Origin of the sequence: Vibrio sp. 10N.261.51.A4, assembly GCF_041471945.1 — a bacterium.
Taxonomy (GTDB): Bacteria; Pseudomonadota; Gammaproteobacteria; order Enterobacterales; family Vibrionaceae; genus Vibrio; species Vibrio crassostreae_C.
The window spans coordinates 19,906-42,687 of record NZ_JBFRPJ010000059.1 but is presented as its reverse complement, the minus strand read 5'-3'; the positions used below and the strand labels follow the sequence as shown (position 1 = coordinate 42,687).

The 22,782-nt window shown below is 44.8% G+C and carries 20 protein-coding genes and 2 pseudogenes; 9 read left to right on the top strand and 13 right to left on the bottom strand.

The features are described 5' to 3' along the window. Positions 1-154: 154 nt before the first annotated feature. From AB4384_RS13870 to AB4384_RS13855, 4 genes are all read right to left on the bottom strand, one after another. On the bottom strand, positions 155-1,168 hold the full coding sequence (locus tag AB4384_RS13870; protein ID WP_372129685.1) for a manganese-dependent inorganic pyrophosphatase: 1,014 nt from the start codon (positions 1,166-1,168) through the stop codon (positions 155-157). A 478-nt stretch (positions 1,169-1,646) separates the two neighbouring features. Then, positions 1,647-2,099 carry a septal ring lytic transglycosylase RlpA family protein gene (locus AB4384_RS13865; protein ID WP_102320537.1) on the bottom strand — a complete coding sequence of 151 codons (453 nt, stop codon included), beginning with the start codon at positions 2,097-2,099 and terminating at the stop codon, positions 1,647-1,649. A gap of 337 nt (positions 2,100-2,436) precedes the next feature. Continuing rightward, on the bottom strand, positions 2,437-3,813 hold the full coding sequence (locus AB4384_RS13860; RefSeq protein ID WP_372129684.1) for a uracil-xanthine permease family protein: 1,377 nt from the start codon (positions 3,811-3,813) through the stop codon (positions 2,437-2,439). A 278-nt stretch (positions 3,814-4,091) separates the two neighbouring features. Beyond that, on the bottom strand, positions 4,092-4,583 hold the full coding sequence (locus AB4384_RS13855; protein ID WP_017065982.1) for a VOC family protein: 492 nt from the start codon (positions 4,581-4,583) through the stop codon (positions 4,092-4,094). Between the two features lie 466 nt (positions 4,584-5,049). On the opposite strand from AB4384_RS13855, the gene ahpC reads away from it, so the two are divergent. Together ahpC and ahpF are read left to right on the top strand one after the other, a co-directional pair. Next, positions 5,050-5,607: an alkyl hydroperoxide reductase subunit C gene (gene ahpC / locus AB4384_RS13850; protein WP_016798107.1), complete on the top strand. Its 558-nt coding sequence runs from the start codon at positions 5,050-5,052 to the stop codon at positions 5,605-5,607. 198 nt (positions 5,608-5,805) lie between these two features. Continuing rightward, on the top strand, positions 5,806-7,407 hold the full coding sequence (ahpF, locus tag AB4384_RS13845) for an alkyl hydroperoxide reductase subunit F (protein WP_372129683.1): 1,602 nt from the start codon (positions 5,806-5,808) through the stop codon (positions 7,405-7,407). Between the two features lie 145 nt (positions 7,408-7,552). Here ahpF and AB4384_RS13840 read toward each other — a convergent pair whose 3' ends face one another. Continuing rightward, positions 7,553-8,152, bottom strand: a complete 600-nt coding sequence (locus tag AB4384_RS13840) for a LysE family translocator (protein ID WP_372129682.1) — start codon at positions 8,150-8,152, stop codon at positions 7,553-7,555. A gap of 122 nt (positions 8,153-8,274) precedes the next feature. Here AB4384_RS13840 and AB4384_RS13835 point away from each other — a divergent pair, with 122 nt between their 5' ends. Then, positions 8,275-8,760 (top strand): Lrp/AsnC family transcriptional regulator, encoded by a 486-nt coding sequence (locus AB4384_RS13835; protein WP_017065258.1) that lies wholly within the window; start codon positions 8,275-8,277, stop codon positions 8,758-8,760. 108 nt (positions 8,761-8,868) lie between these two features. Here the strand turns inward: AB4384_RS13835 and AB4384_RS13830 are convergent, their stop codons facing one another. Further along, positions 8,869-10,239, bottom strand: coding sequence for an L-serine ammonia-lyase (locus tag AB4384_RS13830; protein ID WP_017065257.1), 1,371 nt, complete (start codon positions 10,237-10,239; stop codon positions 8,869-8,871). A 26-nt stretch (positions 10,240-10,265) separates the two neighbouring features. Next, on the bottom strand, positions 10,266-11,807 hold the full coding sequence (locus tag AB4384_RS13825) for a sodium:solute symporter family transporter (protein ID WP_017065256.1): 1,542 nt from the start codon (positions 11,805-11,807) through the stop codon (positions 10,266-10,268). A gap of 348 nt (positions 11,808-12,155) precedes the next feature. On the opposite strand from AB4384_RS13825, the gene AB4384_RS13820 reads away from it, so the two are divergent. From AB4384_RS13820 to AB4384_RS13805, 4 genes are all read left to right on the top strand, one after another. Further along, positions 12,156-13,460: an MFS transporter gene (locus AB4384_RS13820; RefSeq protein WP_017104144.1), complete on the top strand. Its 1,305-nt coding sequence runs from the start codon at positions 12,156-12,158 to the stop codon at positions 13,458-13,460. Between the two features lie 125 nt (positions 13,461-13,585). After that, positions 13,586-14,602, top strand: a complete 1,017-nt coding sequence (locus tag AB4384_RS13815) for a nuclear transport factor 2 family protein (RefSeq protein ID WP_372129681.1) — start codon at positions 13,586-13,588, stop codon at positions 14,600-14,602. 248 nt (positions 14,603-14,850) lie between these two features. Next, positions 14,851-15,936 (top strand): porin, encoded by a 1,086-nt coding sequence (locus AB4384_RS13810; RefSeq protein ID WP_017065839.1) that lies wholly within the window; start codon positions 14,851-14,853, stop codon positions 15,934-15,936. Positions 15,937-16,133: 197 nt separating this feature from the next. Beyond that, positions 16,134-17,171 (top strand): LacI family DNA-binding transcriptional regulator, encoded by a 1,038-nt coding sequence (locus AB4384_RS13805; RefSeq protein WP_017065252.1) that lies wholly within the window; start codon positions 16,134-16,136, stop codon positions 17,169-17,171. A gap of 56 nt (positions 17,172-17,227) precedes the next feature. Here AB4384_RS13805 and AB4384_RS13800 read toward each other — a convergent pair. Beyond that, positions 17,228-18,037 (bottom strand): annotated as a pseudogene (locus AB4384_RS13800) (sulfatase-like hydrolase/transferase); the annotation flags it as partial. Here AB4384_RS13800 and AB4384_RS13795 point away from each other — a divergent pair. After that, positions 18,033-18,284: pseudogene (locus AB4384_RS13795) on the top strand (DUF481 domain-containing protein); the annotation flags it as partial. The pseudogenes AB4384_RS13800 and AB4384_RS13795 sit on opposite strands and share 5 nt — an antisense overlap. Positions 18,285-18,395: 111 nt before the next feature. Here the strand turns inward: AB4384_RS13795 and AB4384_RS13790 are convergent. From AB4384_RS13790 to AB4384_RS13775, 4 genes are all read right to left on the bottom strand, one after another. Further along, positions 18,396-18,815, bottom strand: coding sequence for a globin (locus tag AB4384_RS13790; RefSeq protein WP_102320543.1), 420 nt, complete (start codon positions 18,813-18,815; stop codon positions 18,396-18,398). Between the two features lie 136 nt (positions 18,816-18,951). After that, positions 18,952-19,332, bottom strand: coding sequence for a VOC family protein (locus AB4384_RS13785; RefSeq protein ID WP_017062185.1), 381 nt, complete (start codon positions 19,330-19,332; stop codon positions 18,952-18,954). Between the two features lie 146 nt (positions 19,333-19,478). Continuing rightward, entirely contained in the window at positions 19,479-19,928 is a 450-nt protein-coding gene (gene soxR / locus AB4384_RS13780; protein ID WP_372129680.1) for a redox-sensitive transcriptional activator SoxR, read from the bottom strand. Positions 19,929-20,081: 153 nt separating this feature from the next. Next, the gene (locus tag AB4384_RS13775; protein ID WP_012604456.1) at positions 20,082-21,041 is read right to left on the bottom strand and encodes a LysR family transcriptional regulator; all 960 of its coding nucleotides are present in this window, start codon (positions 21,039-21,041) and stop codon (positions 20,082-20,084) included. A gap of 130 nt (positions 21,042-21,171) precedes the next feature. Between AB4384_RS13775 and AB4384_RS13770 the strand changes: the two genes are divergently transcribed. Further along, positions 21,172-21,984 carry an enoyl-CoA hydratase/isomerase family protein gene (locus tag AB4384_RS13770; RefSeq protein ID WP_372129679.1) on the top strand — a complete coding sequence of 271 codons (813 nt, stop codon included), beginning with the start codon at positions 21,172-21,174 and terminating at the stop codon, positions 21,982-21,984. A gap of 126 nt (positions 21,985-22,110) precedes the next feature. Here the strand turns inward: AB4384_RS13770 and AB4384_RS13765 are convergent, their stop codons facing one another. Then, a complete protein-coding gene (locus AB4384_RS13765) occupies positions 22,111-22,632 on the bottom strand; it encodes an NADPH-dependent FMN reductase (protein WP_372072966.1) in 522 nt (173 codons plus the stop codon). Between the last annotated feature and the right edge of the window lie 150 nt (positions 22,633-22,782).

Sequence of the window (22,782 nt, the reverse complement as noted above, 5' to 3'; positions counted from 1 at the left end):
TCTTAAGATCCTGTCTATGAGCCTGCCTTAGTTATCCAATTATCCATCAACTCTGAAAAGTCCAAACACAGTTTTGTCCAAATCCCATTTAGACGCCCAATAATTAAAAAAGGGATTGGTATTTCTACCAATCCCCTCCAAACTCTCTTTCTACTTACAAGCTCTCAATTGCCTTTTGAACCGCAGGGCCAATCTGGCGTTTACGAGAAGTGACGCCTTCTAACGTCAGCATGTCGCTTGTTGGTTCAGCATTGAAAGCTGACTTAATGACTTGATAGTCGCTTTCATCTACCCAAAGTAAGTTTGCTTCTTTGTTCTTGGTGTCTGTGATGGAGAAGAACAGATAGTCTAGCCCGTTCTCTTCTTTGTAAGTCTTCATTGCTGTTAAAAGATCGTCTTTACGGTCAATCAGTTGTTGAGCCGTTAGCGTTTCAGCCACACCGATACCCACCTGTTTGCCACCGTATTTAAAGTTTTTGTAATCCAGCGTCAGAATGGTTTCAGAAGAAAGATGACTGAGATCCGACTTAGCAATCAGCATCTGTTGACCAAAATCTTCGATATCTGAAATACCTGCAACTTTTGCCAGCTTTTCAGCGTATTCACGATCATGCTCAGTCGTGGTTGATGATTGGAATACCACAGTGTCAGAAAGGATTGCGCCTAAGCCTACACAAGCAAGGTGCTTAGGTAGTGACACATCCAGCTTTTCAGCGTTGTCAGCCAGAATAGTTGCAGCCGATCCCCAACCTCGAATATCCATTTCGACAATCTGTGGGGTGTTAATCGGTGAGCCACCAATAGCGTGATGATCAACCACAGCAACAATCGATGCTTGGTCGATAGTTGGCGCTAGCTGAGTGACTTGGTTGAAGTCCACCAGCCCCACTCGATATGAAGAGTAATCTGTCTCTACGCGTGGTGATTCCGCATTACAGTAGTTCAAGATGAAGGTGGATTCTGGATTGATAGGCTCAGGTACTGTCGCTGTACCGCCATAGATATGAGCCGCGAGCATCGCAGACATTACCGTGTCGCTGTCTGGGCTTAGGTGCCCTGTCCATACGAGATCTTCACTGTTTTCATTGGCAGATTGTTTAAGACTGAAAGCATAGCTTGCTGAGCTAAAATACATAATTAGGGCTGCAACGACAGGGGTTAGCTTCACGGGTATTTCCTTATTTGAATTCGATATAGAAGCCCATAAGCTAAACACCAAAAATTTCAGAACCGTGTCACTAATATTTCAGATTTACTTCAGTGAGTAACGAAATGTAATTTCCCTCACTTTGAGAGTATTCTTCTCCCATCAATTGTACCTCCCCCTTTCGATTACACGCCCGCCACAACCAATTTTGGATTAGTTCAGCTTTTCATTATTTCACAATGAATTTCAATGAACCCTAATGATAAGAAAGCTAAGGTACTGATTTATTTACATCATAACATCATCAACCCACATATTAGAAATAAGATAATCTTATTAAAAATGGATTATCGAAAGGCACAAATAAGGCTACAAAGCAGCCTTATTGAGTAAGCATAAATGAGCTATTGATTCACCGATATCGAGGTTCTGTTCCTCCCCTTTCCCACTACTGGTAAGGGATCGGAGATGTAAACCAAGGGGAGGTTAGGAGGGGATTCTAGTGTTTGTATCGAAAGGTATTACTATCATCAACAATCTCGATTTTAACAGGCACGGTGCCTTGTTTAACGTTGCCGATTTTTGCAAATGCCTTGTGCGACAGGTCGATCACTCGGCCTTTTACATAAGGGCCTCGATCATTAATTTTCACATCAACAGACTTGTTATTGTTTGTATTGGTCACTCTCACGATAGTCCCGAATGGCAAGGTTTTATGAGCCGCAGTAGTCGCATTCATATTATACGTCTCACCACTTGCTGTGAGCCTTCCATGGAATTTATCGCCATACCAAGAAGCTTTACCAGCAAGAGCATGTGACTTGGCATATTCCTTTGTTTTAGAACTGCCGACAGCCGACGTTGAGGTGCATCCGGCTAATATCATAAGGATAAGAGCGGTAAAGATAATATGTAATTTTTTCATGTGGTTTGTGTGCGCTAATCTCTGCATGTTTCTCTATTTTCGTTGTTGTTGGTTAGCAATATAATGCTGAGTATAGTCACTGCTCAGCCAAGGCTACCATTCGGTATGATGACGGAATGTTTTCATGAACGACACTTTCTTCCGTCATATTCATGAAAGGTTTTATCGTCAAAACGTCAACTTTAACAACGTCTTAAATCTGTATATTTCTTAATCGCTTCATGTAGATAAGTCACTCAGCCAAACATCCAAATACAAAAGCGGATTGGTATCTCTACCAATCCTCTTTAGGGGTAATTCGTTTTTCTGCCTTAAGCGCAATTGTCCGTAATCAGTCACCTACGCTTCTTCTCGGCTGTATAAGTTACGCTTTACTGGTTTGTACCGAATTCGTCATCGATTTGGCTTTAGTTTCAGGCACCAAAGACATCAACCCGGTAATAACAAGAGCAGCAACACCCGACATCGTGACTGGCGAGCCAAATATGCTTTGCACTAGCGTGGGGGCTTCTTTCAATAAATCCGGTACCAGCATTACCCCCAGCCCTAAACCTAATGAGATGGCAATCGTCATGATTCTGCGACGATCCAGCTTCTCACTAGCGATAATCTTGATGCCCGCCGCAGCAACCGTACCAAACATCACCAATGTCGCTCCGCCTAATACTGGCTTTGGAATCGTCATTAATACCGCGCCTAAGATGGGAAATAGACCTAATAGAAACAGAATTGCCGCAATGAAGTAGCCAATGTAACGACTCGCAATCCCAGTAAAATGGATCACGCCATTGTTCTGGCTGAAAGTCGTGTTCGGAAAAGTATTGAATACCGCTGCGATGAGCGAGTTCACACCGTCACCTAGCACGCCCGCCTTGAGTCGATTGATGTATTTTGGACCCTTAACTGGTTGGCCTGAGAACATGCTATTGGCGGTAAGGTCACCCGTCGTTTCAATAACAGTAATCAAGTAGATAAAAGCAATAGGGAGGAAGGCTTGCCAATCAAAAGCGAAGCCATATTTAAATGGGACTGGGATACTCAATAGCGGTTGAGATGCAAAAGAAACCATTGGCGCTTTGCCCATCAGAATAGCAACGCCCCACCCTACAACCAATCCGACTAAAATCGACGACAGCCTTACCATGGTGTTGTTGCTTAGGTTAAGTGCCACTATGGTTCCGAGCACAATCGCACCCAACATCAAATTGCTTCCAGAACCAAAATCTTCTGCGCCAACACCACCAGCGATATCAGTGACGCCGACTTTAATCAAAGAGACACCAATCGTCGTGATAACGATGCCAGTAGCAACGGGCGTGATCACTACTTTGAGTTTTTCGATAAAGCGCGATAGGACGATTTCGACAAATGCACCAAAGAAGCAGACACAAAAAATGGTGGCGAGCATTTCATCCGGCCCACCTCCATTTGATTTAACAAGAAAACCCGCACCTAACACAGAACCTAAGAACGCAAAGCTGGTCCCTTGGACACAGATCATCCCTGCGCCAACTGGCCCTATTTTCCTAGCTTGTATAAAAGTGCCGACCCCAGACACCATCAGTGCCATGCTGATCAAATAAGGGATGTGTTCACCCAACCCTAAAACACCGCCAATAATGAGCGTTGGTGTGATAATGCCAACAAAGCTGGCTAATACATGCTGCAGCGCCGCGTAACTGGCTGCTTTAACTGATGGTCGATCGTCTAATCCGTAGATCAATTCACTGTTCTGTTCCATGTGACTTCCTTTATGTATTTTTTATTGTATACAATTTACATAAAGGCAATAGAGCAACATATATGCCAATGGTTTAACATCATACTTATCAATCAGTTAAGTTTTCAATCAGTCCAACGTGCACTATAGAGCAACAATGTCGGCTTGTTTTAGTGCAACCGATAGTTTATCCGATGTTCCCAAATTTAGCCCTACAGACACAAAAAAGGATTGGTATCGCTACCAATCCTCTTTAGGGGGTGTTTCGGTTTTTCTACCTATGGAAGGCAGTAACGCTATTACTCGTAATCAGTCGCGTAGGTGTCTTCGTATGTGTGCGAGTAAAATTCGAATAGGTTGCCAAACGGGTCTTCTAGATAAACCATTTGCGCTTGTTTTAGTTCGTCTTCTGGGTGGTAACGCATGATGTCCATACGAACCTTACCGCCAAACTCTTCAACGCGCTTAATAGCTGAATGAAACTGCTCTTTTGGAAGTTGCAGACAGAAGTGGAAGATGCCTAGACGAGAGAAGTCTACTTCGTGACGCTCTTGACGATCTTTCATTTCGAACAGCTCAACACCGATGCCATCAGATGTGACTAGGTGTGCAATGTTGAAGCCTTTGAAGCCTTCGCCAAATACTGCGATACACATACGGCCGATTGCTGATTCGCGCTCTTCCAAAACCTTAGTGTTGTTCATTACGATTCTTAGACCCAGAGCCTTAGTGTAAAACTCGACTGCTTTGTCCATGTCGCCAACCATGATGCCTACGTGATTCATTTTCATAACTTGCTCCAAATTCGTTTTTAATTCTGTGCGTTTCGAAGACTGGCTTCGATGTTTCGTTTCGATGAAGAGAGTATATGGAGATGTGACGATTAACTGAAATTATCATAAATTATATTAATGATAATTTTTTGTTATTTACAGATTGGTATAACAACTCAACTCAACTCGCGTAAAGAAACCGTACTTCCCCTTACCTACATAGACACTGAACCAAATACTGCTTACCTAAATAGAGAACAACCTAAAAAGCATAGCTACTCAAATTGGGGTTGCTGATGTTTGATGGCTTTTGTTAATCGTTTTTGTTGATAGCTTTTACCGATAGTCCTTTCCTTTCGAAGATAGGATTCGCCTATTGAATCTATAGAAATGTCCGATTTCACTAATTTTCGGTGGCAATGCAATATATCTACATCGACGCGGGATAGCGTTAAACACTATAAATTAGAAAGAGAGTCAAATCATGATCAACACAGAAATCAAACCATTCAACGCAACAGCATTCAAAAACGGCGAATTCGTAGAAATCACTGAGCAAGACGTTAAAGGCAAGTGGGCTGTATTCTTCTTCTACCCAGCAGACTTCACGTTTGTATGTCCAACTGAGCTAGTTGACCTACAAGACAAATACGCAGAGCTTCAATCTCGCGGCGTAGAAGTTTACTCAGTATCAACTGACACTCACTTCTCTCACAAAGCATGGCACGATACTTCTGACAAAATCGGCACTATCGAATACTTCATGGTAGGCGACCAAACTGGCAACATCACAAATAACTTCAACGTTATGCGTGAAGGTCAAGGCCTTGCAGACCGTGCAACGTTCCTAATCGACCCTGAAGGCGTTATCCAAGCAATGGAAATCACAGCTGAAGGCATCGGCCGTGACGCAGAAGACCTACTACGCAAGGTTAAAGCAGCACAATACGTAGCCGCTAACCCAGGTGAAGTTTGCCCAGCTAAATGGAAAGAAGGCGAAGAGACTCTAGCTCCATCTCTAGACCTAGTAGGCAAGATTTAATCTAAGCCTAGCTAACAAGAATAGCTAAACGGTTCTACAGGCGCGCTTCGGCCCCCCTCCTAAAGGGCAGTCGCGCGCCACCCTTTCAAAACATCAACACCACAATATTTGCCGACTTGCGCCCCCTTTTTATTTTCCTTTTTCAGCAAGAAGGTATTGGTCAATACCAAGACACAGAATTTAAGAGCAGGCACGATTATGTTAGATCAAGCAATGAAGCAGCAGCTAAAAGCATACCTAGAAAACCTAAAAACCAATGTTCAGTTAGTGCTTAGCCTGGATGGCAGCGACACCGCGAACAAACTTCAAGATCTGGCGAATGACATCTCGTCTTTAACCGATAAAATTGAAGTGACTCGCGATGACAGCGCAAGCACTCGCAGCCCTATCATGCAGGTCGTGAACCAAGAGAAAGGCACCGCGATCGGTTTTGCCGGTTTGCCAATGGGTCACGAATTTACGTCACTGGTTCTAGCACTGCTTCATAGTGGTGGTCACCCTATCAAGCTTGAAGCGGACGTAATCGAGCAAATTAAAGAACTCGATCAAGAGCTTAATGTAGAGATTTTTATCTCGCTCTCATGCCAAAACTGTCCAGAAGTGGTTCAAGCCTTCAATATGATGTCGGCGATTAATCCTCTGGTTAAGACAACGATGATCGACGGCGCAGCATTCCAAGATGAAGTGAAGTCTCGCGACATCATGGCAGTACCAAGTGTATTCGTTAATGGTGAGCTATTTGGTCAAGGCCGTATGTCACTGGCTGAAATCCTTAACAAGGTTGATTCAGGCGCAGCGGAAAAGAAAGCAGCAAACCTAAACCAACAAGCACCGTTTGATGTATTGGTTGTCGGCGGCGGCCCTGCAGGTTCTTCAGCGGCAATTTATGCTGCACGTAAAGGCATTCGTACTGGTGTGGTTGCTGACCGATTCGGCGGCCAAGTGATGGACACTATGGCGATTGAGAACTTTATCTCAGTGAAAGCAACCACCGGCCCTAAATTAGTGGCAAGCCTTGAAGAGCACGTAAAAGAGTACGGTGTTGAAGTAATGACTGAGCAGCGCGCTGCAAACATCATTGCGGCAGAAGACACTGAAGACACTGAAGACGGTTACATCCACGTTGAGCTAGAGAGCGGCGCAACATTACGATCTCGCACGGTCATCACCAGTACTGGTGCTCGCTGGCGTGAAATGAACGTTCCGGGTGAGCAAGATTACCGCAATAAAGGCGTCGCTTACTGCCCACACTGTGACGGCCCTTTATTCAAAGGAAAGAAAACAGCGGTTATCGGTGGTGGTAACTCAGGCATTGAAGCGGCAATTGATTTAGCGGGTATCGTGGAACACGTAACCGTACTTGAATTTGCAGACACACTGCGTGCCGACCAAGTGCTTATCGACAAAGCAAACGCAACACCAAACATCGAAATCATCAAGATGGCACAAACCACACAAGTGATTGGTGATGGCAACCGTGTAACCGGTCTGGAATACAAAGACCGCAACACGGATGAACTTAAACAGATCGAACTAGCGGGTATCTTTGTTCAAATCGGCCTGATGCCAAACAGCGAATGGTTGAAGGGTTCGAAAGTTGAGCTGTCACCACGCGGTGAAATTGAAATTAACGCTCATGGCGCAACATCAATGAAAGGTGTGTTTGCAGCGGGTGATGTAACAACCGTACCTTACAAACAGATCATCATAGCGATGGGTGAAGGTGCAAAAGCAAGCTTAGGTGCATTTGACCACCTAATCCGTAACTCAGCTCCGGTTAAAGAGGCTGAAACCGCTTAAACTTAAAACTTAAAAGCTTCTAGGCATAAAAGCTTTTAACTCAAGTTCCTTAAATATTTGTTAACTTAATTCTTTACTGTTAACGACTTAGTCGACATTTAGACACCACTCCTATGGATTTATGAGTGGTTTTTTTCTTTCTGATCTATGCCGGTTGATAAAGCATGAAAGCAACAACAAGCGCAAGACTTCCACCCAAGCAACGATTCACAAACATCATCTGTTTTGGTGATTGAAGCAACTTTTTAAGCATTGTGCCGCAATACGCCCATACCAACATGCACGGTACGCCCGTGATCACCATACCCGCGATAATGGTCACGACTTGAATCAAATAATCGGCATTCGGGGTGATGAACTGTGAAAACACAGTTAATGACGCAATCCAACCTTTAGGGTTTAACACCTGCACCAACACGCCTGACATAAAGCCCGAGCGATTGTCGGTGGTGCTTTCTTCGATTTGCATATTCGCAATCGACCACGCCATGAACAGCAAATAAGCCGCACCCGCGTATTTCAAAATGCTGTATAGCTCTGGGTAAAGGGTAAATAGGCTCACCAAACCGACACTAGAACCCGCCAATACGATGATGATGCCAACAGCGTTCCCAGAGATAAAAGGTAAAGTCGCAGCAAATCCATAACGACTTGAAATCCCAAGTAATGCGATATTGCCAGCCCCAGGGGTAATTGCAATTGATGTTGAAAATAGCAAGAACGCCAGCATTAATTGAGAGCTCATTTCCTCTCACTCCTAATAAGTAAAGTATTTATAGGGAGATAGTTTACAGATTCGACTAGGAATTAAATTGCTATATAGGCTAATATTAATCCAAATCTGAGCAAGACTTTTCTAAAATATCCATGAAACAGAAAGAATCCACCAAAGAAGTGCTAGATGACACAGATATCGCCATCTTAGAACATATCCAACAAGACGGACGCATGAGCAACAGCAAGCTCGCAGAGAAGGTCAACCTCAGCGAAACCCCATGCTGGCGTCGTTGGAAACGCATGGAAGAAACTGGCTATATCGATGGTTACGCCGCTAAGCTGAATCGTAAGAAATTAGGCTTTCATGTGGCTGGTTTTACCCTTGTAACACTAGGCAATCATGAAGTTGAAAACACAGAACCGTTCGAAGAGTTTGTCGCGGTAACCGATTGGATTCCAATGTGTCACTGCATTGCAGGCGGCGCCGATTACATGGTGCAAGTGTTGGCGAAAGATTTAGAAGAGTACTTTGAGCGTATTAGCTCGATCAGAAGAGTCAAAGGCGTGAGCGCGATTCAGTCGAACATCTCAGTAAAAGAGTTGAAAAACAGCTATCGATTACCGCTTTCAGATTAGCTCCCTAAAACACATAAAACACATAAAACAAAAAGCCCAGCCGCGATAGATTTCTAAAGTCTAAGGCTCTGGGCTTAACGTTATTATTTACTGGGTTAACTTGCTTAGCTATTCACAAGGATGAGCTAGATGGATCAAGGCTAAACCACCGAGTGATGTTTCACGATATTTCTTGTTCATGTCTTTACCGGTTTGGTACATGGTTGCGATGACCTTATCGAGTGAGATCAAAGACTTGCTGTTTCGCTTCAATGCCATGCGAGATGCATTAATTGCCTTCATCGCACCCATCGCATTTCGCTCGATACACGGCACTTGAACCAAGCCGCCAATTGGGTCACAAGTCATACCCAATGAGTGTTCCATCGCGATTTCCGCCGCAATACAGATCTGCTCATTGCTGCCACCGCGTAGTGCCGTTAATCCCGCAGCCGCCATAGAGGATGATACGCCTACCTCACCTTGGCATCCTACTTCCGCACCAGAGATCGAAGCGTTAGTTTTGTACAGAATACCAATCGCGCCCGATACCGCTAAGAAATCTTTTAACTGCTTAGTATCCAACTCTTTAATGAAGCGATGGTAGTACATCAACACAGCAGGAATAACGCCCGCCGCACCATTGGTTGGTGATGTTACCACTTGGCCACCAGCCGCATTTTCTTCGCTAACCGCAAACGCAAACAAGTTAATCCAATCCATGATTTCCATTGGGTCGTTTTCAACCGCCGCATTCGCTTCTAACTTTTTCAGTAGGTTAGGCGCACGACGAGTTACGTTCAAACCACCATCAAGAATGCCTTCGGTTTCAAAGCCACGCTCCATACAACGACTCATCACTCGCCAGATTTGATCCGCTTTCTCTGAAATAATGTCAGCGCCTTCGAACTCCGCTTCATTTTTTAGAATCATACCACCGAGGCTCATCCCACTATTGTCAGCTTGTTGAAGCATTTCATCGGCGTTTTTGAACGGGAAAGGAACTTCTACCGCTTGGGTTTGAGTACCATTTTGCAGTTCATCAGCAGTTGCGATAAAACCGCCGCCAATCGAATAATAAGTTTCATCGACAATCACGTTGCCACTCTGGTCAAACGCAGTAATCATCATGCCATTTTCATGCAGAGGCAGATTGTCTTTGTGGAACAACATGTCGGTTTCGTAGTTGAAGGCAATGTGCTTGGTGCCCGCTAAATCCATCTCACCACTGTCTACGGCATGACGCATTGCTTGGTTTGCGCTGGTGATTTTGATGGTGTCTGGTTTATTGCCGAGTAGCCCCAATATTGTAGCTCTGTCGGTGTGGTGACCTATGCCAGTCAATGACAAAGAACCGTATAAATCCACCTGAATACGCGTCACTTCTGCGATTTTATCAGCGATTAATTGTGTGAAATGGAAACCCGCAATCATTGGGCCGTTGGTGTGAGAGCTCGATGGCCCAACACCAATTTTGTAGATATCAAAGATCGATAACATAGATATACCAGTAAAAAATCGGTCAATTAAGAAAGAGCGGCATAAAGCCAATCAGGGATAACAGTACAAGCAGCAATCGTCACAACAGCGAACACCAACAAGCCATAATGACTCGCGGTAGGCTTTGCAAACAAATGCTTTTGCTTTTCTATAAATTCATTTTGTTGCTCGGTTACCTCTCCCCAGAAGCGGCTCACAACAACACCTAACACTAAGAAAACCACAGTGCCAATCAAGGCAAACCAAGGCCAAGCTATTCCGCTGTATTTGGCGATGAATACGACGGCCACACTGCCAATACTGCCCGCAATTACGCCTTTCTCGTTTGCTTGTTTGAAGAACAAACCCAAGATGAAAGAGCCAAGGCGAATACCAACAAAAATAGAGGTTAAGCTCGCAATCGTTTTAAGCACTGATTCATTAGAAACAGCCAGTAACGCAGGCACAACAACCGACGCTGCAGCAACCAGGCTCATTTTTCTAGCCACTGATTCATAGTGCGCGTCAGAGGCTTGCTTACGGAAGAAGCGCTTATAGAAATCGAACGTTGCGACCGTCGCCATTGAGTTATAGGTGGAATCCAATGTCGACATTGCCGCAGCCGAAAGTGCTGAGATCACCAAACCAACAATGATTGGGTTGGTATGGTTAAACACAAAATCGAGAATCACTTCGTTGCTGTTTTCAAAACTGCTGTCTTGATAAAAGACACTTAACAGCACCCCCATCACAGCAAAGAACAGATAAACAAAAAATGCGCCGTAGCCACAAAGCAACATCGATTTTTGCGCTGTTTTAACACACTTAGTCGCCAATGTTCTTTGAATAATCAGTTGGTTAGTGCCATACACACTCAGGTGCAAGAAGCTCACAGCCACTACGCCGGCCCACAATGTGGTATCGACGCCTAAGTCAAAATCGAGATTGATGATATTCAAATGTTCAGGAGACAACATCTCGCCCGCATCGATTTTCATCAGTAATAAAACAAAGATCGCAATGCTGCCGATAATCAACACTGCTGACTGAAGCATGTCAGTCCAGATTACAGTCGAGATACCACCCGCATAGGTATACAACGCAGTAAATACGCTGATGTAGATGATCGCCTCAGAGATACTCACTGGCAGCACTTGCACTAAGATCAGGGCTACCGCATACAGAATAACCCCTGCCGAAATACACTGAACCACAATGAACACGATGGAATTGATCGTGCGAGCAACAACGCCAAAGCGGTGCTCTAGGTATTCGTAAATCGAGGTTAGGCCGAGCTTGTAAAACACCGGAACAAAGAAAAGCACAGTGAAAAAGATCACTATTGGATAGTTCAAATGTACGCTCATCGCTTCCATGCCTGAGCTATAAACCCAGCCCGGCATGCCAACGAACGTCATTGCGCTGATGTAGGTTGCAAGAATCGACACACCTGCCGTAAACCAACCAAACTGTTTTCCACCAGTCGAAAAGTCGCCACCGACGCTATAGCGCCTATTAACTAAGTAGCTGATAAACAAAGTAGTTAGCACATAAAGAGCAATAACCACAAAACTTGAGTACGTAACCATTTTTAGATTCCGTTTATTGTATGTCGCAATTAATTCGCTGCCAATAGTACTCAAAAATGGATGTTTTCCCTCAAAAACCCACAATAAGTGTGACTATTATCACTAAGATAGACGATTAAACACTCAAACCACCCCACAAAGCACAAAAACCCAGTTAAATGAGATCAAGTTCACTAAAATGCACAAAATGGGTACGCACTCATTTTAAAATTGACTTTGATCACGGATCTAATAACCACAAAAATTCTATTATCTCTCCCGAAATGAAGACGGTGTGATGAAGCTAAATAATCAACACACAATAATTAAAACCAAAACCACCCTATATAAAATAAAGGTTTATCGGTCATGACCATTAAAAAACACATGAGCGAAGTTCCTATGATTCAAAGGGTAGCCGCATATCTAGCAATTCTAGTAGGTTACTTTTTTTATTGTTATAACTTTGTAATTATTGACTACGTACGCCCATACATTGTGGAAGAATATGCTGGTATTAGCCTTTCTGATACCGCTCAGTTCTACACTTGGCAGTCTGTTGGTGCTCTGATTGGTGCACTGAGCTGTGCATGGTTCGCAACCAAGTTCGGCAAAAAGTCCACGCTAGTAGCAATTACGGCATTAAACGGTGGTGCAACCATCATCAACATGATGTTTACCGACTACGCCACTTGGGCCGCAATGCGTTTCATCATTGGACTGTCTTTAGGCGGTTACTTCACTGTAGCTGTATCTTTGATGATTGGCCTATTTACACCAACGGTTCGCGGTAAGTTGACTGCTTTTGCTTCTTCAATGTTCTCTGTTGCTTTAGTGGCAATGGGCGCTTACGCAGCCTTCATTACAAGTGTTGATGCACCTTGGCAGAGCCTAATGTGGGTAGGTGGTATTCCACCGCTTGTAGCAGCAGCGTTAATGATCTTTGTATTACCAAGCGACAAAACAGTGATCGCCTACGGTGAAGAAGATCAACAAACCACAACCAATGCAGCTGGTGAAGTAACCGAAGCTAAAAAAGGTTCTTGGGGTGAGATGTTAAGCAAGCCTTACCGCAAAATTACGATTACTTGTTTACTTCTTTCTGGTCTTAACTTCTACGGATTCCAATTCTTCGGTGGCTTTGTAACTACCTACCTGAAAGATGTTCGTATGTTTGATGGTGCAACCATCGGTTTGATCTTCTCTATCTCAGCATTTGGTTCACTCTTCGGTGCTTGGTTCTGGGGATGGGCAGCAGATAAGTACGGTCGTAAGATCAACGCGTTCGGCTTCATCCTCGCAGGTATCATGGTTTCTATCTTCTTTGTCGCACCTGGTGACATGATGATTGGCGGCCTAAACATGCTGGCTCTTCTAGGTCTTATCTACAACTTCGGCCTGTCTGCTTCTGCAGTATGGGGCGGTTACTTCTCTGAATTGTTCCCAGCACGCTTGCGTAGCTATGGTGCAGCTTTATTCCATGGCGGTCGTATTATCGGCATGTGGGCACCAATGGTTCTTATCTTCATCCAAGAGCGTACCGACCTACAAACAGCAATGTGGGGCTCACCAATCGTATGGATTATCGCCGGCCTACTATGGCTAACACTGCCTGAAACTCTAAAAGGTGGCGTCTTCGATAAGAGCAAAAAAGCTGAAGCAGCAAAAGCTTAATTCGACACTCATACGCTGAAGTTCAAATACGAAAAGTTTAAAGCCGGCTGATAAATCAGCCGGTAACAAAATCCAAATCGAGTCCTGTTCCGAATGTTGACTCGACAACACAAAGAGAAATTATTATGTCTAAATATCAAGAAGCGAAACGCATTGTTCGTGAATACTTCGATGCAATGGAAAACGCAACTCACGAGAACGTTGCTGAAGTTTTAAAAGCACACACTTCTGAAGATTACTTGTGGCGCGGTGTTTACCCATTCCGTGAGCAAGAAGGCGCACAAGCAGCAGCTGACGTATTCTGGGCACCAATGATGAAGTCAATGACTCGCATGCAGCGTCGTCAAGACATCTTCATCGGTGGTAACAACGAAGTTAACCCAGATGAGATTTGGGTAATGAGCATGGGTCACTTCATGGGTCTATTCGACGCTGAATACCTAGGTATGCGCCCAACTGGCAAGATCATGAACGTTCGCTACGCAGAATTTAACTGTGTTGTTGATAGCAAAATCACTAAGACAGGCCTGTTTCTAGACCTACTAGGCATGATGGATCAAGCGGGTTGCTACCCACTTCCACCATCAACTGGTAAGCACTTCGTATACCCTGGCCCACGTAACCACGACGGTCTGCTATTCGAAGACGCGGCTCCAGAAGAAGGTGTTGCGACACTGGCTCTAGTAAACAAAATGGTTGATGACCTGTCTGCTCTTAACGACAGCGGCGCAATGGGTTGCCCACCAGAAGTACTCGCGAAGAGCTGGTCAAAAGACATGATTTGGTACGGCCCATGTGGTATCGGCGCGTCTTACACTATTCCTCGTTACCAACAACAGCACCAACTTCCTTTCCGTAATAACCTGAAAGACAAGAAGTTCAACGGCCACGTTTGTCGTTTCGCTGAAGGTAACTTCTCTTGTTTCTTCGGTTGGCCAAACCTATCAAACACACCAACAGGTGGCTTCCTAGGTATGACTGGCGGCGAAGTGCGTGCAAACATGCAAGTGGTTGACGTTTACTACCGCGACGGTGACAAACTGTCTGAGAACTGGGTTCTTATCGACCTTCCTTACTGGCTACAACAGCAAGGTCTAGATGTGTTCGAACGCACTTCAAGCATCATGAACCCAACGCTGTAATCGATACGCTTTAATCCAAAAGATTGAAACGAAATAGTGGCAACCTAAATAGACATCTGATTTAGGTTGCCACGCTTACTGGGGGACCCTTCTCGCTCCTAGTAAGTGCTCCAACCAATTCATTATTGCTCCACTAATAACTGAATCTACTAGTGCCTCATGGATGGGGTACACCCTGCCAAACCATTACCAATATAACGGGCTTGAAAGCACGGTGGCTTTCTACGGCCTGAATAAAGAGAATTACAATGAAAAAGTCGATTCTTTCAGCAGTGATCCTGACAGCACTTACCTCAGGTTCTGCTTTTGCTGCACACACTTTTACCAATGACGCGGGCGATAGCCTTACTTTAGACGGTCGTTTCGACGTTCGTTACCAAGATAAGGGCGGCGACCACAACGGTGAGTGGAACAGCGGTAGCTCTCGTTTCGGCCTTAAAGGTCAAATGGGACTCGATAACGGCTGGACTGGCTTTGGCCATGCTGAATGGGGTTACAACTCAGGTGCTAACGGCGACAATATTTACGACCGACTTCTATACGCAGGCGTAGAGCACGACAAATACGGCAAGATCGCAGCAGGTACTAAGCAGTGGTCTACTTTTTATGACGTCGCATGGTACACCGACTTAGGTCGTGTCTTCGGTACTCGCGGCTCAGGTGTTTACAACCTTTCTGACTGGGGTATTGCATCTGGTACAGGTCGAGCAGAAAACTCCATTACTTACCGTAACTCAATCAACGACCAAGTAAGCTACGGCTTCACTTACCAAACGACACGTGAAGAAGTGGCACTAGCGAGTAATGCGACAGCTTCATTGAAAAACGGAATGGGTGCGTCAATCACTTACAAACCGGTTGATGGCGTAACACTAGGTGCAGCTTACCACCAAAATGAAATTGCAGACCTAGACTCAGGTGTGGTTGGCGTAGAAAATGGCGACAACATGCGCATCATGCTATTGGGTGCGAACTACAGCAACGGCGGCTTCTACGCAGGTGCCACTTTCCATGTTGGCGAAAACTGGGAAGCTGTAAGCCAAGGCGGTACGGATGTAATGTTCGATACCCTAGGTGGTGAAATCTACACGTACTACCACTTCGACAATGGCCTACGCCCTACGTTGAACTACAACTACATGGAAGATCGTGATGACCAAACAGATGGCTATGAGCGTAACCTGCTTATCCCTGGTGTTGAATACCACTTCCAGAAGAACAAATTCCTAGTTTGGACTGAATACCAATTCGACCTAGGTAAAGATCAGCTCGTTGGCAATAAATTCGAAAACAGAGATGACCAATTCGCTGCAGGTATTCGTTACTACTTCTAACGCCCAGTTAGTCGATTCATAAATTCTTTAAACAAAGCTCTGCTCTTACGCAGAGCTTTTTTGGGTCATACCCAGAATAATATTCAACACTCTCTATTAACCCTTATTTTTCATCCAATCATGGCATATTGTATTTTTGAGTACGTACCTAATTATGTTACTCTATGCACAATCAATTTGGTTCAAAAGTATGGTCTATGAGCTCTCCAAAACACTCCACGGCGTCAAAGCCAACCGTCACCTCTAAAGATGTCGCTAAACTTGCTGGCGTTTCTCAATCAACTGTATCTCGTGTATTTGTCCCGGGCAGTTCAGTGTCTGAAAAGACCAAGCAAAAAGTGTTCGATGCAGCAAAATCGTTGAACTATCGTCCCAATGCCTTTGCCCGCAGTCTGACGACAAATGAGTCCAAATTGATTGGCTTAGTTTTCCCAGATGCCGACTACCCTATCCACATGAAAACTCTGCAGCTTATCTCTACTGAGCTACAAAAGCAGGGTTACTCTGCGGTATTGATTCCTTGGCAAGTGGATGGAAACGACAACCACTCGATTCCTAATATATTCCAATACCGAGTTGATGGCGTAATTGCTGCTTCGGCGACCTTTAATAAGTCGCTTTATGAAGAGTGTGAAGAGTTCAACATCCCCATTGTTCAGTATGCTCGTGTAGTTGAGGGGACTAAGAGTAGCCATGTAATAAGTGACAACTACGCCGCAGGCCAAGTCGCCGCTCAACATTTACATAGCGTAGGAACAAAGTCAGCGGTTTACCTGACAGGTAACGTGCCAACCTACACCAACGGCGAGCGTGAATCGGGCTTTTGCTCAGAATTCGAAGATCTAACAGGCAAGCAAGCTCGTGTTATTGAAGCTGACTATGACTACCTTGATGCTCTAGATACCATTCGGACTCTGTTTTCAGAACCCACACATCCTCAAGCGATTTTCTGTGCGACAGATAACCTCGCGATGGCAGTAATGGATGTGGCGCGCTTAGAATTTAACCTGCGTATTCCAGAAGATCTTCAAGTGATTGGTTTTGACGATATCCCACAGACTCAATGGTTGAACTACCAACTCACTACCTTCAAGCAAGATTTCAGACGCCTTGCACGTGAATCAGTGAAAATTGTCGTTAGCCAGATTCAAGAGCAAGACACAAGCTTGGTTAAGCTGATGGTGCCAGTGAAGTTCATTGAACGAAACACGACGCTAAAACAGAACCAACGTTAAGACGCTTTCAAACAAAAATCCCGCTCAGTGTGAGCGGGATTTTTTATGATATTTAACTAGTTACCTACACCACCGGTCTTCTCTGCCGGAGAGTCAGGCGTCACTGGAGGCCACTCTTGGAAGGTTGCTAGATGTTGTTGGACAGCCGCTTGTGCCGGGCCAAATGCCCACATTTTTTGTCCCATCCATTTTAGGTACATGCCCGACTCTTCCGCCGCTCGCTCGTATGGGTCACGACGTAAGTTAAACAGCAATGGTGCGTTTAGCTCTTCTTTAGGGCCACTCCAACCGTGGTTTTGCACGATGAAATGCGCCTTCCAATCACCAACACGAACCGCTTGCAGCTTGTCTCGTTCGTAGTAGTAGATCTCTTTACGGTTTGACTCGCCTTTCTCGGTCAGCATATCCACTTGGTTGTAACCATCAAGGTGCGCTTTAAAGCCATCGTGACCTTTCAGCAGTTTTTCTTTTAGATCCGTTGGACCACCAGCCGCAGCGACAAGAGTGGGTAACCAATCCATACCATCAAAGATGCCATTGCCTACAGTACCCGCTGGGATTTTACCCGGCCAGCTAACCAATGCAGGGGCTCTTACGCCACCTTCCCAAGTTGTGCCTTTCTCACCGTGATAAGGTGTCATACCGCCATCTGGCCAAGTCATGATCTCTGGGCCGTTATCGGCAGTGAAAATGATGATGGTGTTGTCAGCAATACCGAGTTCTTCCATCTTCGCCATCATCTCACCGACGTGATCATCAAGATCTTTCATGACCACTTCTTGGAGTCCCCAACCGTTTTGACCGAGCATCGCTTCGTATTCAGGTGACAGGTGCGTCCAAACGTGACCGCGTGATGGACAGTACCAAATAGGTGTGAGATGGATAACGCAGATCAATAAGGATTGGAAGTTTCACGCAACCATTGATGCAGGGCTTGGTAGTGACACCAACTTTACCTCATCTCTGTTAACTGGCGTGCGATACCAGATAAACAGTTGGTCTGACTTAAATGTTGCCTACAAATCGACCTGGGTTGATTACGAAAACAAGGGGACCTTTGAATACGATACCGCATCGCAAGGGTTCCTGATTGGTTGGGCTGCTCATTTCTAGTCAAACAATAAGAGGTAAGCCTGATATCGTTAGGCTTACCTGACAATGTCAATCTTTCAAGAGTTAATGCCGGTTTTAACTAACGAACAAGCAAAACTACCCATCAACGACCTAGTTATTCACAGTGTTTGGAACTACGCACTCTTTCTTCATGATAGTTAAGCCGGCCTCGAGAGTTTCTGTCCAAGCTTGTTCGACGCTTTCATCGTAGTGAGGGTCATATTTTTTAACTGTATTGAGTAACGAATTGAACCACTCGTTGAGCTCAATCTCGGAAATATCCAGCCCTAGGTCTTTATGCCTTTTACCCAATTTCTTTACTGAGTTACGCACGCTTGGTAGACCAGCAGAGTTATAGATAAGAATGATCGAGGCTTTAAGCATCTTGGTTTGATGCTCTAATCCTATCTTTTCAAAACGTTCTGAAAATCTTGGATTATGCTCGCAAAAATCCGCCAAAAACGTTTCGAGAAATTCTTGGTCAATCCGGCAGCGCTCAAAACTTTCATAAAACAGTTCGTTCGGTTTCATCTAGCCAGTCCTTTGCAAAATTTTGAGTTATCGGGAAGCTAACAAGTCCAGAGCCGCAACTTAGCCAACTCCGAACCATCAATATGATCTAAGTATACGCCACTGTGGCATAAAATGAACGATGGCATAACGTAAACTACGGCATAAAGTGCGTTGCACAAATCTTGTTTCCATCAGGATCTCGCAAATAAGCCATGTACAAGCGACGCTCGTCAGAACCTCTCGCTCCGGGGCCATTTTCAATGCTGGTACCGCCATTTTCGACGCCAACTCGATGCCACTCATCTACAACTTCAGGAGAAGACGCAAGAAAACCCACCGTCATACCGTTGCCGTGAGTCGCAGGCTGACCATCAATCGGCTTCGTTAAGCCCAACACACCCGTTTGGCTAACGTAAACACAGCGCCCTTTGGGATCAACAGAGCCTTCGCTATAACCAAGCACTTTCATGATTGGGTCATAAAAAGCCTTCGCGCGTTCAATATCATCGGTACCGAGAAAAACATGGCTGAACATAACTAACCTCTTCTTTTATTGAAAGAACCATCTAAACTAGACCTATAATTCGTGTTTGTCTAGGCACGCTATTCGGTCACAACTGTTGCTTAACCCATTGAGCAAACACCTGAAACTTAGTTCGCTGTTCCATGCCTTTCGGGAACTCAGTTAATCTGTTCAACAATTCGTTGTGCGCCCTGCCCTTGGTCATGCAAGATATCATCAGGATTTAGCAAGTTGCACTTTTGCATACTCAAGCATCCGCAACCGATACAGCCGGTTAAGTTCTCTTGTAGCGATTTAATCTGCGCCATTTTACTGTCGAGTTGCCCCTGCCACTTCTTAGCAACGCGCTCCCAATCTCGCTTAGTCGCGGTATGGTTCATCGGCAGTGTCGATAATTCTTCGGTGATCTCTTCCAGCGTGAAGCCTATCGACTGCGCGACTTGTATCAAAGCAATTCGTCTCAACATCGCCGACTGATAACGGCGCTGATTTCCGTTAGTACGAATCGAAGCAATCAACCCCTTGGTTTCGTAAAAGCGTAAGGCCGAAGGAGCCACGCCACTGCGCTCAGCCAACTGGCCTATGGTGAGGTATACGATGTTTCTCATGATCTTTCACTTCCTGTTTGAATAGCCGTTTCTTCCTGATAATAACCAGTATAATATAGTTAACTTTAACTTGAAGTTTGCGTTCAAACTTAGGTTTGGGCTAGATTACAAAATACGCGCAACAAAGCAACCTAACGTATTGATTTTTTTGAGCTATGATTTTGTTCGCTGATTACCATACATGTCGTCAAACCCGGGAATGCCTTGCTCCCACACAGGTTTATCTTCACCGACAATGGTTTTCAATGTATCAATGAAGAGCTTGGTTTTTATGGGTGCATCTCGATGTGGGTACACCGCATAGAAAGTGCCAAAGTCATCCAAGTTTAAGTGAGTCATAATAGGCACTAACTCTCCACTGAGCACTTCATCTTCAATCATCTGCGCCGTGACAACCGCGAGAGTGCTGCCAGTTAGCGCGCTCTTGGAAATCATCTCAACGTCATTCACTTTATAAGCGGCATTAAGCTGGAAATGCTGCGCTTGCCCCTCTTGATCGACATAAGAAAACTTATCAATCAACAAACCCGGAGCGGCATAGATAGTCGCAGGTAATGACTCTAACTTTTCGATGGTGTTGATCTCGCCATGCTGAGCAATGAACTCAGGTGAAGCGACAATCAGCAATCGACTTCTGGCTATCTTACGGCTGATTAGGCTGGAGTTTTTGGGCTTACCAATACGGAAACCAATATCAAACCCTTCTTTAACCATATCGACGATTCGGTCTTCGAGTCTCAATTCAAAATCAACATCTGGATACTGCTTCTGGAAAACCGCAATCGCCTGCTGAACATATTGTCGACCGAACATGGTCGAGCTGGTGATTCTTAATAACCCTCGAGGCTCTGCATGATAATTTTGCGCCAAGCGTCGAGTATCGTTCAACAGTGCACGAAGCTGATGCGCTTGATTGACCATCTCATTGCCTGCAGCTGTCAGAGATAACGAACGAGTGGTTCGATTGAGTAACCGAACATCCAGCTCTTCTTCAAGACGGCTGATCTGTTTAGAGATAACGGAACGGTCGACGTTTCTTTGCTCCGCCACTTTGACAAACGAACCCAGCTCAACCACTTCAAGTAACAATAATAAACGACTCGATATATCCATAACGCCCTTTGTTGCATTTAAGGCACCAATCAAGTGCCAATATGACTATTTTTCTCATCTTATTACAAATCTATAGTAGCTGCACATAACGGAGACAACATTCAGTCCCGACCTAATAGAGGAACACCCCATGACACTACTATCTGTGACTAACCAAAATGGCATCGCAACAGTATCGATCAACAACCCACCAGTGAACGTGCTGACTTTCGACTTGATCAACGAGATCAATGCCTTTGTACTTTCATTGAAAGATGATCGTGATACTAAGGTTGTGGTCTTCAAATCATTACATGAGAGCTTCTTTCTGGCTCACCTAGATCTCAATGTGATCAACTGTACACAAGGTGGACAAGCTGGTTCGATTGAATTCAACCACATGATTGAGAACATTAAAGCGATGAAACAAGTCTCTGTCGCGGTAGTTGATGGCGTAGCTCGTGGGGGCGGTAATGAATTTGTGATGGCGTGTGACCTTGCTTACGGCACTGAAAACTCGGCGTTCGCACAACCAGAAATTCATGTAAACATCCCAACGGGTGGCCAAGGCGCAGTTCAATTTGCAAGACGCATGGGCAAAAACAAAGCGCTACAAGCTTTGCTGCTTGGTAACGATTTTACGGCTCAACAAGCAGAAGAGCGTAACATCATCACGCAGTTTGTACCGAAGGCAGAGCTAGAGGGTTTCTTAGCAGCGACACTCGGTGTAATCAGCCAATTAGAAGTACGTGATATCGTGATGTACAAAGAGATCATCGCTGCCTCAATCAAAGATGAGCAAGCGGGCGCTGAACTAGAACTTCGTTACTTCTTAGAGCGCGCAAAAGAGCAGAAAACCGCAGCAATTATCGGTGCGTTTCTAAAACACGGTGGTCAAACTGAGCGTGAAGCGAAAGACATTCAAGGTATCTTCGTTGACACCGCAGCAGAGTTATCACAATAGACAATGACGCAATTAAATGGCCATCGCTTGATGGCCATTTATGTATGTATCTACTTATTTATCTATTTATCTATTTATCTATTTATCTGTGCACCGATGTAGTAATTCTCTCACTCACTGAAGCAGTTAGATCTGACTCATGATCGATTTCAGGCTCTCGGCCATTTCGGTATTGATGATCTCACCCGTTTCTACATTAAAGTTGTCGTAGAAACTTGGCACCGACATCGACCCCTTCACATCTGCATCAAAGTAAGGTGCCGAATTTACCGCAGACGACAACACAGAGTTTGCGCCGCCTGGGCCTGGTGATGTGGAGAGCATCACAACAGGTTTGCCTTGGTACACTTTCATGTCGATTCGTGATGTCCAATCAAACACATTCTTAAAGGCTGCGGTGTATGAGCCGTTATACTCTGCAAAAGAGATGACCACAGCATCTGCTTCGCCAATCTTGCTAAAAAAGCGTTGAGCGTGTTGATGAACACCTGAATCTTGCTCTCTTTTCTCGCTGTAAATTGGCATCTCGAAATCATTAAGGTCGAGCACCTCGACTTGCGCGCCTTCGACTAAACCTGCGGTGTACGCTGCAAGTTGTTGATTAATTGATGTTGTACTGTTGGTCGCGCCAATCGCTAATACTTTCATTGTTGATCCTTGTTCATTTTTCTCACCTTTTTGCACTCATGACTTCAATTACGGAGCTCAAAATTCATAACTGAAGATTCGTAACGTCTGTTTGATAACATCAAAACCTGCACTAGGCGACAAGGTGATAGATTGTGTTTTTAGATTGGG